General features: G+C 36.6%; 16 protein-coding genes. 10 read left to right on the top strand and 6 right to left on the bottom strand.

The genetic code is table 11. The features are described 5' to 3' along the window. Window positions 1-6: 6 nt before the first annotated feature. The 6 genes from CWS31_RS01660 (at window position 7) to CWS31_RS01685 (ending at window position 8,623) form a co-directional block, all read left to right on the top strand. On the top strand, window positions 7-1,275 hold the full coding sequence (locus CWS31_RS01660; RefSeq protein ID WP_101343366.1) for a sugar MFS transporter: 1,269 nt from the start codon (window positions 7-9) through the stop codon (window positions 1,273-1,275). Further along, entirely contained in the window at window positions 1,262-3,937 is a 2,676-nt protein-coding gene (locus CWS31_RS01665; RefSeq protein WP_101343367.1) for a glycoside hydrolase family 3 protein, read from the top strand. The genes CWS31_RS01660 and CWS31_RS01665 overlap by 14 nt, the downstream gene beginning before the upstream one ends. A gap of 290 nt (window positions 3,938-4,227) precedes the next feature. Then, window positions 4,228-5,229, top strand: coding sequence for an ABC transporter substrate-binding protein (locus CWS31_RS01670; RefSeq protein ID WP_246143276.1), 1,002 nt, complete (start codon window positions 4,228-4,230; stop codon window positions 5,227-5,229). A gap of 13 nt (window positions 5,230-5,242) precedes the next feature. Beyond that, window positions 5,243-6,547, top strand: a complete 1,305-nt coding sequence (locus CWS31_RS01675) for a GGDEF domain-containing protein (protein WP_101343369.1) — start codon at window positions 5,243-5,245, stop codon at window positions 6,545-6,547. 165 nt (window positions 6,548-6,712) lie between these two features. After that, window positions 6,713-7,252 carry a porin family protein gene (locus tag CWS31_RS01680; protein ID WP_101343370.1) on the top strand — a complete coding sequence of 180 codons (540 nt, stop codon included), beginning with the start codon at window positions 6,713-6,715 and terminating at the stop codon, window positions 7,250-7,252. A 33-nt stretch (window positions 7,253-7,285) separates the two neighbouring features. Then, window positions 7,286-8,623, top strand: a complete 1,338-nt coding sequence (locus CWS31_RS01685; RefSeq protein WP_101343371.1) for an Ig-like domain-containing protein — start codon at window positions 7,286-7,288, stop codon at window positions 8,621-8,623. 206 nt (window positions 8,624-8,829) lie between these two features. On the opposite strand, the gene CWS31_RS01690 is transcribed toward CWS31_RS01685, so the two are convergent. Next, window positions 8,830-10,527, bottom strand: a complete 1,698-nt coding sequence (locus tag CWS31_RS01690; protein WP_101343372.1) for an FAD-dependent oxidoreductase — start codon at window positions 10,525-10,527, stop codon at window positions 8,830-8,832. Between the two features lie 219 nt (window positions 10,528-10,746). On the opposite strand from CWS31_RS01690, the gene CWS31_RS01695 reads away from it, so the two are divergent. Genes CWS31_RS01695 through CWS31_RS01710 form a run of 4 tightly spaced genes read left to right on the top strand, consistent with a single transcriptional unit; the run spans window position 10,747 to window position 12,509 of the window. Continuing rightward, window positions 10,747-11,043 (top strand): ArsR/SmtB family transcription factor, encoded by a 297-nt coding sequence (locus CWS31_RS01695; protein ID WP_101343373.1) that lies wholly within the window; start codon window positions 10,747-10,749, stop codon window positions 11,041-11,043. 57 nt (window positions 11,044-11,100) lie between these two features. Beyond that, window positions 11,101-11,523: a YeeE/YedE family protein gene (locus CWS31_RS01700; RefSeq protein ID WP_101343374.1), complete on the top strand. Its 423-nt coding sequence runs from the start codon at window positions 11,101-11,103 to the stop codon at window positions 11,521-11,523. Further along, window positions 11,523-12,077, top strand: coding sequence for a DUF6691 family protein (locus CWS31_RS01705; protein WP_342780210.1), 555 nt, complete (start codon window positions 11,523-11,525; stop codon window positions 12,075-12,077). Before CWS31_RS01700 ends, CWS31_RS01705 begins: the two co-directional genes overlap by 1 nt. Window positions 12,078-12,131: 54 nt before the next feature. Beyond that, window positions 12,132-12,509, top strand: coding sequence for a diacylglycerol kinase (locus CWS31_RS01710; protein ID WP_101343375.1), 378 nt, complete (start codon window positions 12,132-12,134; stop codon window positions 12,507-12,509). Window positions 12,510-12,629: 120 nt separating this feature from the next. Here the strand turns inward: CWS31_RS01710 and CWS31_RS01715 are convergent, their stop codons facing one another. The 5 genes from CWS31_RS01715 to CWS31_RS01735 all read right to left on the bottom strand — a co-directional run bounded on the left by CWS31_RS01715 (window position 12,630) and on the right by CWS31_RS01735 (window position 16,428). After that, window positions 12,630-12,821: a DUF3185 family protein gene (locus tag CWS31_RS01715; protein ID WP_101343376.1), complete on the bottom strand. Its 192-nt coding sequence runs from the start codon at window positions 12,819-12,821 to the stop codon at window positions 12,630-12,632. A 157-nt stretch (window positions 12,822-12,978) separates the two neighbouring features. Beyond that, window positions 12,979-13,317 (bottom strand): DUF805 domain-containing protein, encoded by a 339-nt coding sequence (locus tag CWS31_RS01720; protein WP_101343377.1) that lies wholly within the window; start codon window positions 13,315-13,317, stop codon window positions 12,979-12,981. A gap of 63 nt (window positions 13,318-13,380) precedes the next feature. Next, complete coding sequence (locus tag CWS31_RS01725) at window positions 13,381-13,752, bottom strand: DUF4870 family protein (RefSeq protein ID WP_101343378.1); 372 nt, start codon at window positions 13,750-13,752, stop codon at window positions 13,381-13,383. Window positions 13,753-13,857: 105 nt separating this feature from the next. Further along, window positions 13,858-14,193 (bottom strand): hypothetical protein, encoded by a 336-nt coding sequence (locus tag CWS31_RS01730; RefSeq protein ID WP_101343379.1) that lies wholly within the window; start codon window positions 14,191-14,193, stop codon window positions 13,858-13,860. Window positions 14,194-14,244: 51 nt separating this feature from the next. Next, a complete protein-coding gene (locus tag CWS31_RS01735) occupies window positions 14,245-16,428 on the bottom strand; it encodes a S46 family peptidase (protein WP_101343380.1) in 2,184 nt (727 codons plus the stop codon). Window positions 16,429-16,484 lie beyond the last annotated feature (56 nt).

Consider the following 16,484-nt stretch of genomic DNA (forward strand, 5'->3'; position numbering starts at 1 on the left):
TCAATCATGGCCAGTTCAGCCGTTATTATAGAAAATCAAGGGGCTGAGTCTCCTACATCTGTTTCACAAAACAATCAATTTGCCTTAATTTCATTAACCACATTATTTTTTATGTGGGGATTCATTACTTGCCTGAACGATATTTTAATTCCTTATTTAAAAGACGCTTTTGCACTTTCTTATACCAAAGCGATGCTAGTGCAGTTTTGCTTTTTTGGCGCGTATTTTATTGTCTCATTACCTGCTGGCGCATTAGTCAGTAAAATTGGTTATAAGCGAGGTATTGTTGTTGGTTTAGCCGTTGCTTGTTTAGGTTGTTTATTATTTTATCCTGCATCAGTAATGGGTGTGTACGGTATTTTTTTACTGGCGTTATTTATTCTTGCTTCAGGAATTACTATTTTACAAGTATCCGCTAACCCTTTTGTTAGTGCGTTAGGACCAAGTAAAACAGCGTCATCTCGCTTAACAATGACCCAAGCATTTAATGCTTTGGGTACTACAGTGGCGCCATTTTTTGGTGCTTGGTTAATTTTTAATGGCATTGCCAGTGGCGTAGAGCAGAATGACAATGTTAGCTCAGAAGCGGTACAAATTCCTTATTTAATGTTAGCAGCTAGTTTAATGGTGTTAGCTGTTATATTTTCAAAACTCACTCTGCCTGACTTAGGACGAAACGATCAAGCGCAAATTTCACCTCGTAAAGCATGGAAATTCAAACACTTGAAATTAGGCGCTGTCGGTATCTTTTTATACGTAGGCGCAGAAGTGGCTATTGGTAGCTTTTTGGTCAGCTTTTTACATGAGCCTACAATTGCGGGCATGGAAGAAGCTGAAGCGGCACGCTTTATTGCTTATTATTGGGGCGGCGCAATGGTTGGTCGTTTTGTTGGTGCTTTTGTTATGCAATATATTGCTGCAGGTAAAGTACTCGCCTTTAACGCGGTAATGGTTATCGTATTAATAGCACTTGCCATTACTTGTGATGGTGCGGTTGCTATGTGGTCAATTATTGCCGTTGGTTTGTTTAACTCAATTATGTTTCCAACAATATTTAGTTTAGCTATTCAAGACCTTGGTGACGCAACAAGTAATGCCGCTGGTGTTTTATGTTTGGCTATCGTGGGTGGCGCTATTGTTCCATTATTACAAGGGGTACTAGCCGATATGCTAGGTGTACAATTAGCGTTTATTTTACCTGCTGCATGTTATGTTTTTATCGCTTATTACGGCCTTAGTGGTTCAAAACCGGTAGCTATCAATGAAAAAGGATAATATTGTGAAATATTCTAAAAAACATTCCTTAGCAGTAATAATAACTGCATTAATCGCGACAAGTTTAACGGCTTGTGACAAAGCTAAAAATGACATCAGCTCGCAAGTAAGCATTCAAACTAATACTCAAGCAAGTACTCAAGAGAGCCATCAAGAAACAGCTATTTCATTACAAAATACTCCAAGCCATAATTTAGCTATATGGCCTGCTATACAATCAGAAGTGATAGCCGATAAAAGTATTGAAATCAAAGTTAAGCAGCTTTTAGCAACTATGACATTAAAGCAAAAAATTGCACAAATGATACAGCCAGAAATCCGTGATATTACGGTAGAAGATATGCGTCGTTATGGTTTTGGCTCATACCTAAATGGCGGCGGGGCATTTCCTAATAATAATAAGCATTCAACGCCACAAGATTGGATTGATTTAGCTGAAACCATGTATCAAGCATCAATAGATGACTCCGTTGATGGTAGTACTATTCCTACTATGTGGGGAACTGATGCAGTACATGGTCATAATAATGTTATTGGCGCGACTTTATTTCCCCACAATATTGGTTTAGGTGCGGCAAATAATCCTCAATTGATTGAAAAAATTGCCCAAGCAACAGCAACAGAAGTGATGACAACAGGTATCGATTGGGTATTTGCACCAACAGTTGCCACTGTTCGAGACGATAGATGGGGCAGAGCCTACGAAGGTTACTCTGAAGATCCTGAAATTGTTAAAGTGTATGCTGCAGCGGTGGTACATGGCTTACAAGGGCAAGCTGGCGAAGATTTTTTAGGTGATGATCGTGTTATCAGTACTGTTAAGCATTTTATAGGCGATGGCGGCACTGTAGGTGGCGATGATCAAGGTGACAATATTAGCTCAGAAGAAGAGTTATACAAGTTGCATGCGCAAGGCTATGTAGGCGGCTTAACAGCTGGCGCACAATCAGTAATGGCGTCATTTAATACTTGGCATGGTAAAAAATTGCATGGCAGCCAATATTTATTAACCGATGTATTAAAAGGTAAAATGGGCTTTGATGGTTTTGTGGTGGGTGATTGGAATGGTCATGGACAAATAGCCGGTTGTAGCAATGAAAATTGCCCGCAAGCGATTAATGCAGGTCTTGATATTTTCATGGTACCAACTGATGCATGGAAACCTTTATTAGAAAATACCATTGCCCAAGTTAACCAAGGCGTGATCCCTATGTCGCGTATTGATGATGCTGTTACGCGAATTTTGCGTGTGAAGTATAGAGCGGGAATATTCGATAAACCTAGCCCTGCCAACAGACAGTTTTCGGGCAAAACCGAATTGATTGGCAATGAAAAACACAGAGAAATAGCAAGGCAAGCAGTACGCGAGTCTTTAGTGTTACTTAAAAATGATAACCAGATATTACCATTATCGCCTAAGTTGAATATTTTATTAGCAGGCGATGCTGCTGATAATATTGGTAAGCAATCAGGTGGTTGGACTATTACTTGGCAAGGCACCAATAATGAAAATGCTGACTTTCCTGGCGGTAGTTCTATTTATGATGGTATTGCAGCACAAGTAAAATCCGCTGGCGGTCATGTTGAATTAAGTGAAGATGGTAATTATACCAAAAAACCTGATGTTGCAGTTGTTGTTTATGGCGAAGAACCTTATGCCGAAGGCAATGGTGATAGAGAAAACTTATTGTATCAACGTGGTAGTAAAACTGATTTAGCTTTATTAAAGAAGTTTAAAGACCAAGGTATTCCTGTGGTGTCGGTATTTATTAGCGGTAGACCAATGTGGGTAAATGCTGAAATGAATGCCAGTGATGCTTTTGTTGCTGCTTGGTTACCTGGCTCTGAGGGTAAAGCCGTAGCGGATGTATTGTTAACCAATAAACAAGGAGAGCTGCAATATGACTTTACCGGTAAACTTTCTTTCTCTTGGCCTAACTCACCCGATCAAGTGGTAAATAGATTTGATGAAAATTATCAACCGTTATTACCTTATGGTTTTGGTTTACAATACGGACAAACATCTACCGTACTTAACAACTTACCTGAAACTTATAAGTTAATAGAGAACAAATCAGGCCCTACTCAGATATTTAACGGTAAAGTAGAAAAGCCATGGAAAATGTATTTAATGGCTAACGAACTACAAACTCCTATTACGTCAAGTAGTCAGCAGTTACCAGGTATTAATTACCGAACTATCGATAAAGTTATTCAAGAAGATGCTTTTAAAATTACTCTTGATGGCACAAGTAATGCCGGCTTTAGGTTTGTAACCGCCAATGGTTTTAATGAAGACATTTCTAGCGTTAAAAAAGATGATGCATCTTTGGTATTAACGATGAAAATTGATGAGTCGGTAAATAAACTCATTATTTTGTCTATGAACTGTGAAACCGTCAGTGATGAAGCGGGTAGTTGCCGTGCAGATATTGATATCAGTAAAGCGTTAAATAATCTGCCTAAAGAGCAGTGGGCTAATTTATCGATAAGCTTAGATTGCTTTGTAAAACAAGGTGTTAAATTTAATAAGATTATGGTGCCTTTAGCATTACATACACAAAGCCCATTAACCTTATCAATGAGTAATGCATACCTTGCACCAAATGCTAACAGTTCAAGTACTGATAATGTCAATATTGCTGTGGAGTGTGCACTTTAAATATTATTTTAAAATAAAACCAATTCCTTGCTCGTCTTGCTGATTTTCAGCCTAGTGTTAAGCCTATTATTAGCTCCTTTATAATAGGCTTTTTTTTATTTTAATTCTCTGTGTTTATTTGAACTCAAGTGATTGATTACTTGATCTAAAAAACTGTATAAGCAGAGTTTTAAGCATAATTAATGAAAACGTTAATATATTTTATGATTAATTAGTGAACAGCTGTGCAAATGACATTTTCTTTTCTATACTTTAGCCATTCTTACTTTCATATTTATTGAAATATAATTTTGACACTTAAAACACTTTCATTTTCGTTAGTCACTGCACTAACCGTAATTATAATAATTTTGTTGTGCTTGTATTTATCTAAACATTGGCAACAGCCTAAATATCCGGTAGTTATTGCCGTTTCTAAAACCCCTTTATCAACACCATTTTATGTCGCTAAAGCAATAAATGCTTTTGATGATACCTGCGTTAATGTTGAGTTTGATGAAGTCGTTGGTGGGCAACGAGCGTTCGCTAAAGTACTAAATGGGGAAGTTGATTTTGGTACTAGCTCAGACTCCCTTATTGCTTTTAAAAGTTTAGAAGGTCAGCCTTTTGTTACTCATGCAATGTTTGTTCAGTCAGATAATGATGTAAAGTTTATTAGCCGTGCTTCAGCTAATTTTGAATCAGCACTTGACCTTAAAGGCCAACGTATTGGCGTCACCAAAGGAACCGCAAGCGAATACTTCTTAAGCACTTTATTAGCACTTGAAGGCTTAACGACTGAGGATGTAAGAGTTTATTATTACGAACCTGAGCAACTCGTCAATGGCTTTATCGCGCAAGATATCGATGCGTTTATTCCTTGGGAGCCTTTTGGCTTTTACAGTGACCAACTGCTTTCAGGTATTATTAAGATACATGACACAAAAAGTTTGAATACGCTGAGTTTTAATTTAATTTCACCGACAGCGAATAATCTAGTTGTTGAAAAAGCTAAGTGTGTTATTCAAGGACTTGACCTTGCTATTGACTATATAACTTCACACCCTTTGGAATCAAAAGCGATAGTAATGAACGAACTGAATATCTCTACCGAATTTATTGAATGGGTTTGGCCTGATTATATTTTTAAGTTGGGGTTAAATCAGTCATTAATACACAGTGTTGAATCTCAAGCTAATTGGGCTGTTGCCACTCAAATGAGTCAGTATGATAATGTGCCTCATATAGAGCGCTTTATTGACAGCCGTGCAATGTTACAAATTATCCCCAATGCGGTAAACATCCCACAATAGAGAACTAATCGTGATGAACATAAGCTTATTACAAAGGATTGCTTTTTTTACCTTAGGTTGCTTTGTATTATTTAGCTTATTAATTGGTAGCGTTATTTGGTCATCACAAGAGATAAAGGCAGCTTTTACTCGAGAAAATTATGCTCAACAGCTGACTAATCAAACTAATATGCTACGGCAACTGATTAATAATAATAATATTTATGACAAAAACTATAGTATTTATAACAAGCGCAATAAAGTTGATGATTGGCAAGCACTACAGGTAAAGCTTTCCAGTTTACTTGAGTCAGCGCCGGCTTTAACCACTCACCAGCAATCAATTCAATCTAGCCTGGTTAGTCAAAACAATAATTTGCGAAACTTCTTTACGCTTATAAATAAAAATAAATTAAAAAATGCCAATGTAGCAATAAAGACCCATTTGAAAGCTAGATTAATGACTCAGCTTGAGTCGATTAGAGCAGACTCTTTTCAGTTATCGGCAATTGCAGAAAAAGATATTTACGACACCATTAAACAACAAGCTTTTTTCATTATTTTAGTTTCTTCGGCGAGTATCATAGCCTTGATATTAGGGGCATTTAGTTTAACTTATATTGTAAGAAAGTCGCTTAATGAAGTTAAATCTGCTTTTGAGAAAAATGAAAGTGGTGATTTTCAACATATAGAGCTTTCCCACCATTCACAAGAGTTTGACAATATAGTGGATGCATTTAATACGATGAATGACAAGTTAAGCGAAAGTACTATTTCGTTGACGGAAATGAAAAAAATTGTTGAAGAAAGAACACAAGTGTTAGAAAAATTATCAAAAACCGATGCGTTAACCAAAGTAGCTAACCGTCGAGCGCTTTTTGAACGAGCCAATATAGAGTTTTCACGTACTCTTCGTGGTAACCAACAGTTGACCTTATTATTGCTCGATTGTGATTTATTTAAAAATATTAATGATGATTATGGTCATGTATTTGGTGATGAATTATTGGTACATATTTGTAATATATGCCAACAAGAAATACGTGATATCGACTTTTTAGCTCGTTATGGTGGTGAAGAGTTTATTATCGTGTTACCCAATTGCGATTTAAACGGAGGGATTGAAACCGCTCACCGCATCCAAAGATCGTTAGCTAAAAACTGCCTGACTATAGGAGATAAAGAAGTTAAAGCAACCTTAAGTATTGGTGTTAGCATGTTTAACCAACGCCATAAAAGCTTAGAGCAATTAATTCATGACACCGACCAAGCTATGTATCAAGCTAAAAGAAATGGTCGAAATCGTGTTGAGGTACATAGCTATACTAGCCTACATTAATTTACTTTATATTATGAAAAGTTTAGTACCCGTTGCTAACCTAATCTGAGTTCGATGTATGAAAGTGAGTAGATTGCAAAAGTAAAACTCTAACAAAGCATTGATAATGCTCGGTCAGTTGTATAACATCGCCACTTAGATAGAATATAAAATAGACGGACTTTAATGAAAACCACAGCATCTCTCATCGTATTATTGATAAGTATCTCCTTTCCTAGTTTTGCCAACTCAGCCGATAGCTACTCAGTCGATAGCTATTTAGGTATTGATTATGTGTATTCCGATATTGAATTCACTGACGAGCGAACGAATCCTAACTCAATAGCAGTACGAGCAGGCTTTAGCATAAGCCGTATTGGTCTTGAAGCTCAGTATTTACAAGCAACGAATACTGATAATATTTACCGTCTGACATTCGATTTAGAGCAAAGCGCAGCTTTGTATTTATTGATGAAGTCTAAAGTATACAATGGTTACGGTGTAGACGTTTTAGCGGGTTATGCGAGTACGAAAATGCTAGTAACTGGTTCTGGAAATCCCTATAACGAAGAAGATACCTATCAAGGCTTATCTTGGGGAGTTGCCATACATAAAGAAATTCCTTATTTTGAACAAGCTAAAATCAGGCTAGGTTACCAATCCCTTTATCGTGATGATTACATGGAAATAACCGCTATTTCTTTAGGTGTAATGTATCAATTTTAGTGTTCTCCCTCACTTTTCAGGAAAATCATCTATATGAAAGCTTTAACTAAAACAATTAATGTGATGCGCATTAAAAAAAGTCGTAAATATTCAGTATTTTTGAGCTTTGTAATAGCGTTAACCAGCTCAATGCTAACGGGTTGTGATACCGATAATAACTCGGCTGAATTGGCTAATGCGGTTGAAGTTGAGAGCTTGTTTGAACAAGGGTTACTTGTTGAAGAGATCACCATAAAAGGTGCTCACACTCGTATAAAAGCGGGTGAAACACAACAACTTAACGCTATAGGTATAACTAATGGCGGTACTAATGTAGATGTAACTAATGATACAACGTGGAGTTCAAGTGATATTACTATTGCTACCGTTGATGAAAATGGTTTAGTTACCGGTATTGCTAACTCTGAAGTCAATCAAGGTATTGTCATAATTACAGCTACTAGCAACAGTACGGGGATTTCAGGTGAAGGGCAAATATCGGTAAGTGACGTTGTTGCAACAGGAATTAAGTTAAATCAACCAATGTCTGATGGCAGCAATATTAATACCTGTATCGCAGTGGGGATCACTGGCGATGTTACTTATGCTGATGGTTATATTTCAATGAATACTGCAAGTGGCATGAGCTTTAGTGTCGATGAAGCTAGTACTGCTACTATCGATAGTAACGGTATTCTCAACACTTCTTCTGCAAACATCGAAACAACAAGTATTACCGCTACATTAGACGAGTTTACAGATACTTTATCAGTTACTGCTTCACCTGTTAATTTAGATGTTATTGATATCTTATTTGATGATGAAATAATTGAAACGAGCACACTTGCTATGGGCGAACGTATGCTGGTTAATGGTCAGATAACACTAACGACAGGTGAAACTCTTTATAATATAGATACGGCTATTAATTGGTTACAAGCTGATGGTTCATATCTAGGAATAACCAGTACCGGTGATAACAAAGGCACGGTACTTGCGCTCAGAACCGGTGATACTCAACTGATTGGTAATTGTGGCGGGAAACAAACTGCGGTAACTATGACAGTTACTGGTGAAGATGACATTGAATCTATTGAAATTAATCAAGATCTTGATATTTACATTGAGCCATTAGGCTCTATAGAATTAACATTAACCGCTGATTATACCGACAGCTCGCTCTCTAGTTTAAATGTTTCTGAATTTGCATACTGGAGCATTGAAGAAAATGGTGCTCTGAAAGGCGAATATATCAATTTAGGTACAGACACAGCTAGCTATAAAGTTACTAGTATAATAGATGAAGCAAGTGACGTTACCGTTACTGCAACTTATAACGGTGAAGTGACTACGACAACAATCAATATTGAAGAACTTTCATCGAGCGAATAACTTTTAATACATCACTCAATTGTTAGCGTTACTGCTATCTTTATTTTTAAAAGTTAAACCAGCTTAAGTTAAGCTGGTTTAACTTAAGCTGGTTTAATTTTAGTAATATCAAATTAATACCAGAGTAATACCAAGAGAATTAAAGAATTTTTAAAATTCAATAAGGATAACTATTAAGGATATATGTTTTGCCATTTTAACCATTTCTAGATTTTGGCAAAAATATAGGTACGGTAGCCGCCTAATAAATTTCTCGCTTTAAAACCGTTATTCACTAACTGGTGATAAGCCACATTACCACGCAAACCTACCTGACAATATACAATTATTTCTTTGTCTTTTGGTAGCTCATTCAATCTATTTCGCAGTTCATCTACAGGTATGTTTATAGCGCCTTCAATAAAGCCAGCTGAAAGTTCACTTGGATTTCGTACATCAACTAGTACTTGTTGGTCTGTTAAGTGATCTATTTCATTAAAATGGATTGCTTTAATATCTCCTTGCATTAGTTTTGTTGCTACAAAAGCTGCTTGGTTAATAACATCTTTTGCGCTACCAAAAGGTGGCGCATACGTTAGCTCAACATGTTGCAACTGCTCTACCGTCATACCAGCGCGTTGTGCTACGGCCATAATATCAATGCGTTTATCAATGCCGTCTTTACCAACCGCTTGCGCGCCTAATATTTTTCCTGATTTGGGGTCAAACAATAGTTTAAATGACACGGTTTCTGCGCCAGGGTAATAGCTAGCGTGACTTGCGGTATGCACGTATATTTTTTCATAAGTCACCTTATCTTTAATAAGCAGCTTCTCATTTTGACCGGTAGAAGCAATCGCTAAATCAAACACTTTACAAATTGCTGTACCTTGCGTTCCTTGATAACTTTCGTTGCGGCCAAACATATTATTAGCTGCCATTCGCCCTTGACGATTAGCTGGGCCAGCTAGAGGAATAATAGTGGGTTTGCCAGTAATAAAATCTTGCTCTTCAATTGCATCACCTACAGCATAAATGGCAGGATCGCTAGTTTGTAATTGTGCATTGGTTTTAATACCGCCTAATTGACCTATTTCTAAACCTGCATTTTGTGCTAATTTAATTTCAGGACGAACGCCTATTGCCATAATTAACAAGTCAGTTTCGATGGTATCGCCATTATTTAAAGTTAAGGTTAAATCTCCAGGGGTATTATCCAGGCTTTTATTGTGTTTAACGGCTTCAAGGGCAACTTCTAAGCGTAAATCTATACCTTTATCTCGTATTTCTTGATGTAAAAATCCTGCCATCTCTTTATCAACAGGTGTCATAACTTGATCGGCAAACTCAACTAAGCTTGTTTTAATACCAAGCTGATGAAGTGCTTCCATCATTTCTAATCCAATAAAACCACCACCAATAACGGTTGCGTGCTTTGGTTTGTTAGTAGCAATGTTATTAATTATTTTATCCATGTCAGGAATATTGCGTAGCGAATACGTTAATGGATTTTGAATACCAGCAATAGGCGGCACAATAGGTGATGCGCCAGGACTTAATAATAGATAATCATAGCTTTCAGTGTAGGTTTTAAATTCATTTACATAGCCACTGTGTTTATGAACATTGCTGTTTGATAATATGCGCACAGTGACGGTTTTATTTATCCGATCAATACTAATTACTTCAGTGAGCGGTCGAACATCAACATTAAAACGCGCAAGAAAACTTTCGGGTGTTTGTAATAATAATTTATTGCGATCTTTAATGTCACCGCCAATATGATAGGGTAAACCACAGTTTGCAAATGATACAAAAGGACCTCGCTCAAACATTATAATTTGTGCTTCTTCACTTAAACGTCTTGCTCTTGCTGCAGCTGAAGCACCGCCAGCAACACCGCCAACAATAATAATTTTAGTCATATATTACTCCAAAATTCTAAAATATTTAAAATCAAGTTCATTAATAAGTTCACTATACTTTACTTTATTAGTTTTTGCTAATAAATACTTTTCTAAATAAGGTGTTGCTAATTTATGTTTAAGTGAGATAATAGAACACTCAAAAAGTGGTAGTAGCTTTATTCAATCATTGTTCGTGTATAAAGCTGAGGATCTGTTGATATAGCCTAAGAGGTAATAATGGAAGTACATGAAATAAAAAATAAAGTCGGTCTAGTGGCGGATTTATTAAAAACCATGGCTCACCCTGAAAGATTATTGGTGTTGTGCCAATTAATGGAAGGAGAAGTGGGCGCTGGACAATTACAAGAAAGCTCGTCTTTGAGCCAATCAGCCTTTTCTCAACATTTAACGGTGTTACGCAATAAAAACCTAGTGTCGGTAAGAAAAGAGTCACAGGCGGTATTTTATTCATTAGCTGAGCCTCGTATAGCTGCGCTAATTACAAGTTTGCACAGTATTTTTTGTGAAGAATAATTATTAGCTCTTAATTACCAGTAGCTAAGAGTTATTAAGTTTAAAAGTGAGATATTTATGGAATTTACAGTACCTTGGGCATCATTATTTGGCGGAATGTTATTAGGCTTGTCAGCTGCAGTTTTACTATTGTTTAGTGGTAAAGTTGCTGGCATTAGTGGCGTAATTGGCGGGTTACTTAATCCGCAAAAAAATGAATCAAGTTGGCGTGCTGCATTTATTGTTGGCATGGTGGTAAGCATAGTTATTACTATTCCGTTGGGGTTTGTATTACCTGATGTGAGTGACAGTAATCTATTATTAGTATCGGTAGCTGGTTTATTGGTAGGCTTTGGTACGCGGCTGGGTAATGGTTGTACAAGTGGTCATGGAATTATTGGTATGGGACGTTTTTCAAAACGCTCTATCGCTGCGACTTGTGCATTTATGGCTGCGGCAATTATTGTGGTGTTAATTCGCCGTTTATTAGGGGGGCTGTAATGTCTCAATTAAAAATGTCGCAATCAAAAAACTCAACTTTAGACACAAACTCAGCAAAGTCGATATCTAAATTACCTCAATCTACCGTAATAGGTATTATTGTCGGGCTAATTTCTGGTTTATTATTTGGCTCCGGTATGATTATTTCTGGCATGGTTAACCCTGATAAAGTTATTGGCTTTTTAGATATTACTGGAAATTGGGATCCAAGTTTAGTATTTGTTATGGGCGGTGCACTTATTGTTTTTGCTCCTTTCTATCACTTAGTTATTAAAAAGCGTAAACGAGCGATTAGTGGCGATAAATTCACTATACCTACTAATAATACTATTGATGGTACTTTACTTTCTGGAGCGGTAATTTTTGGTATGGGGTGGGGCTTAGCTGGATTTTGCCCAGGGCCAGCCGTGGCAAGTATTAGTGGCGGAAGTAATGTTATATTAGCATTTATTTTGAGTATGTTGATTGGTATTGTTATCGCTAATCAATACTTATCAGGACGTTTACCACTACCTATTGTAGGTTATCGAAAAGAGAGTTGCCCTGTTGAATAAGATCATTGTTTACATCCTTGTATGCTCTAAAACCAAGAAGGAAATGCGATAATAATGTCTGAAAAAAACATCAATAATAAAAAGCAACCCTGTGGTATAAAACGTATTTATCTCGCGTCTTTAAATTCATTAAGCGCATTTAAATGGTTATATAAAAATGAGGCGTCTTTTAGACAAGAGCTGCTACTTTTATTAATCGCAGTGCCAATTACATTTCTATTTAATATCAGTGTGCTAGAGCAAGTGATATTAATTTTGGCGATAATATTTATTATCTTCACTGAAGTGATTAATACGGCGATAGAAGCTGTGGTTGACCGTGTTGGGTTAGAGATACATCCGTTATCTGGTCTTGCTAAAGATTTAGGATCTGCGGCAGTGCTGCTTAGTATGGTGATCGCGATAAGTCTTTGGTTGGTAATATTACTTTAAGTAGTTCTTTAAGTTATTTATTTAAGTTATTGCGATAAAAAATAATGACGAAGTAGTCGTTGGTTAGTAAAGAAGATAGATACCACTAGCCAACAACTGACACTATGTTAATTTTCTCAGCTATTTTAGTCGGGTAATACCAATTAAAATTGCGATAACGCCACCAATCATGCCAGCCCAAGCTTCAATAGGCGTATCTCCACTTAATGTACGACTTAGTTGCGCACTAGCAGAATCATAAATGTTATACCCCCACATAGCCAAAGCCGCACCTATGATGATAAGTATGATACCAATAATTTTGTTATTCATTTTTATTCCAAATATTTATTATTGTCAGATAACTGAAAGCTAAGTAAAAAATTCCAACGAGTGATAAAGTTAATTTAGCTGCAGCTCACAAAATATGATCAGCAGCTAACATTAATTTTTTGATTAAAACTTTTTCTGATTAGCGCATAACGTTATTTTATGCAGGAGTCTCTGTTTTTGGGTTAACGCCATAATCATTTTCATCGTGGCCTGCTTGTGCATAAAAGACAATCAGTACAATTAACCCTATGATAGGTAATAATACTATTAGTTGCCACCAACCTGATCGGCCTGTGTCATGTAATCGTCTTGCACCAATACTAAGACTTGGTATTAACAAGGCTAAGCCAAATAGAGCTGAAACTATGTCTAGTCCTAATACCGCTAATACAACATTAATAATCATATAAATTAATGTGTACATCCAGAATTCTTCTCTACGTGCTCGACCACTAAAGTCTGCGTACTTTTTCAGTGCGCCTAAAAAATAATCCATTATGGATCCTCCGTGTTGTTAATAATATTTTTAAAACAGTCTGTTTTTATTAATTGATTATATTTAATTAAAAAACCAACCAGTAGGGTTGGGGTGAGCTTCTTTAGCTTCTAATGATTTCATGCCTTTTACGCAGCGAATAATCAGCCAAAGAACCCAAAACAACAAAATAAACCAACCAATTAGAACTACTAAAAGTAATGAGCCAATAACTAAGTAAAGCCCACCAATCCAGAAGGTTCTAATTTGAAATTGATAATGTGATTTTAACCACTCAGGTGCATCAGTTTTATTGATATAAGCCATTACTACGCCGACAAGACCTGTGATACCAAATACAATACCAACCATGTATAAAATATATACAATTTTAGCTGTGTCGGCTGTTGTTGTTTTTTCAGGTTTTATACTTTCTGGTTCTACTACTTCATTCATCTATTATCTCCTTTGTTATGATGATTTTTTAATTATCGAAAATAAAACGAATATAATAAAATAGCTAGTAAATTATGCAGTTATCTTTATTTTTACAATAAATCTTTAATTATTGGTGTGTGAATATTTCACGTAACTAAATAATTTACCAATGCTTTTTAGTAATATGAAAAACAAAAGAAGCACTAACCCAGTACCCCAAAAATACGCGTAGTTGGCAATTAAATAGCTATACAAACTATCTGCTTTATAAGGCAGTTTTAATTGCCAAAAAGTAAAATGGATACCACAACCAAACGGTGAAATAATACTCCATAATCTTATTAGCCAAGCACGAATATGAGTAAGTAGCACACTGTAACTATCTGGGCGTTTATAAGCAAAAACAGACATTGACGCGACAAAAAAAGCAATCACTAATTCATAAATTAAGGTTGCCACAATACTCTCCATTAAGTTTATTGCTGGGTTTATGCTGATTGTTCGTGTAGCTTATTGAACTATATCCATTTCTTCAATAAGATTATCAGCACCGTCTACATGCTGCATTGTCCAAAGCATATAACGAACATCAACATGAATAGAACGGTTTAATTGTACGTCGTAATCCCAATCACCAATAATGCTTTCATAAACACCGTCAAACACTAAGCCAACCATTTCGGCGTTACCATTTAGGGTGGGGGAACCTGAGTTACCGCCAGTAATATCTAGGGTTCCTAAGAAGTTGACCGGTACAGAAGCAAGGGATGATTTAACATATTCGCCATACTGCTTTTTATTAATTAAATTTAATTGCTTTTGTGGTGCATCAAACGGTGAAATACCGGTATTTTTAGCAACGATACCTTCAAGCGTTGTAAAAGGCGTAGCTATTATGCCGTCTTGCGGTGAGTAACCTTTAACATTACCGTAAGTGATACGTAAAGTGCTGTTAGCATCGGCATAAACTGGTAATTTGTGCGCATTGAAGTAGGCAATAAGGGCTTGCATATATTTAGGTCGATAAGCTTGGATACTACCTGCTAATTCTTTTGACTGTTCTTCAATGGCTTGGCGATCGGCAAAACTGGCGACGGCTAATTGAATAAACGGATCTTGGCTGTTGTGAAAATATGCTACTGATTTATGCATCAAGTCTATACGTTGTTGTTGTGAATTCAGGCGAGTTCTTTGATACATTGCCGCTAATTTTTTTACTAATACAGCTAACTGTTTTTTATCTGTTATATCAGAGGTTAATCCGAAAAACTGATCAATAGAAGGAATGCGTTCGGCCTTAGGTAACGCCACATAATGAGTTACCATTGCCAACAATATTGCTTGATCAATTTTTTCATCATAACGGCGATCAACCGATTTCATATTTTGTTCGAAGCGGGCGATATCTCGTTCCTGATACCCACTTTCACGTTCAATATTTGGTTTCGTCTTTTCAATGGCTAAGCGATATAATTTTTCAGCGCTCGATAACATTTTACTATATTGCATGTAACCCAAAATTAAATCACGGGCTTGCTGTTGATTCTCTTTTTGTACTAACGCATTTAAGCCTGATAATGTTTCTCCATATTGCGCTTTACGTGTTGAATTGCTGTTAACCCATTGGCTAATGTTATTTTCAAGTGCTTGTTTACGAGATAAAAAAGTGCCTTTATTGTAACTGTTGATCATTGAACCATAGTTTTTAGCGTAATTAGCTAACCCTGCGAGAGTACTTTCATACTTAATACGCTCCTCACTACCTTCTTCTGAGTTATTGTTAATTAACGCGATAAGCTCTTCACGATAAGCTTTAGCTTGTGGATAAGTCCAGGTGAACATATTCTCAACTTCATAAGCTGTGCGGTAGCGGTTAGTGCGGCCTGGGTAACCAATTACCATAATATAATCGCCATCATCAACACCGCTTTTGTTGAGTTTTAAATGATGTTTAGGTTGATAAGGTACATTGTCTTCACTAAAATCAGCCGGTTGACCGTCCTTGCTAACATAAGCGCGATAAAAGCCATAATCCCCCGTATGGCGGGGCCACATCCAGTTGTCAGTATCACCACCAAATTTACCTATGCTACTTGCAGGCGCATGGACTAAGCGTACATCACGAATGGTGAGTTGTTTAAATAAATAATATTCTAAACCGCCATGAAAATTAACCACACTACAGCGATAGCGTGCATCACTTTCACACTCAGCCACTAATTTTTTTGAATTATCATCAATGACTTTATAGCGGTTAGTGCCTGACATTTCATCGGTAAGTGAGGCCTTTATTAGCTGAGTTACTTCAGTTATTTCTTCGGTAACATAAATGCGACTGCCAGGTGTTGCTGGTAACTCTTCAGCTAAATTTTTTGCCAAAAAGCCATTTTTAAGTAAGTTGTTTTCAGATGTTGAGTTGTATTGTACAGAGCCATAAACACAATGGTGATTAGTAGCTACTAGGCCTTGGTCAGAAACAAATGATGCAGTACAGCCACCTAAACTTACAATAGCGCCCATTGGGAATCCGGTAAGGTCAGTTAAATCTTTTGGATCTAAGGTTAAGCCAGCTTTGGTTAACTCTTTTGCAATGGCAGGTAACTGGTTGGGTTGCCACATTCCTTCATCAGCGACTACTGTCGTGCTGCTAAATCCGAAAACTGCAAGTGTTAATAATTGTTTTAGGTGTTTCATAATATCCCTAATGGTTTCAAATGATGTATTTTCTGGAGATGTATTATTATGTGTTC

The organism is Colwellia echini (genome assembly GCF_002843355.2).
In the GTDB taxonomy this organism is placed as follows: Bacteria; Pseudomonadota; Gammaproteobacteria; order Enterobacterales; family Alteromonadaceae; genus Colwellia; species Colwellia echini.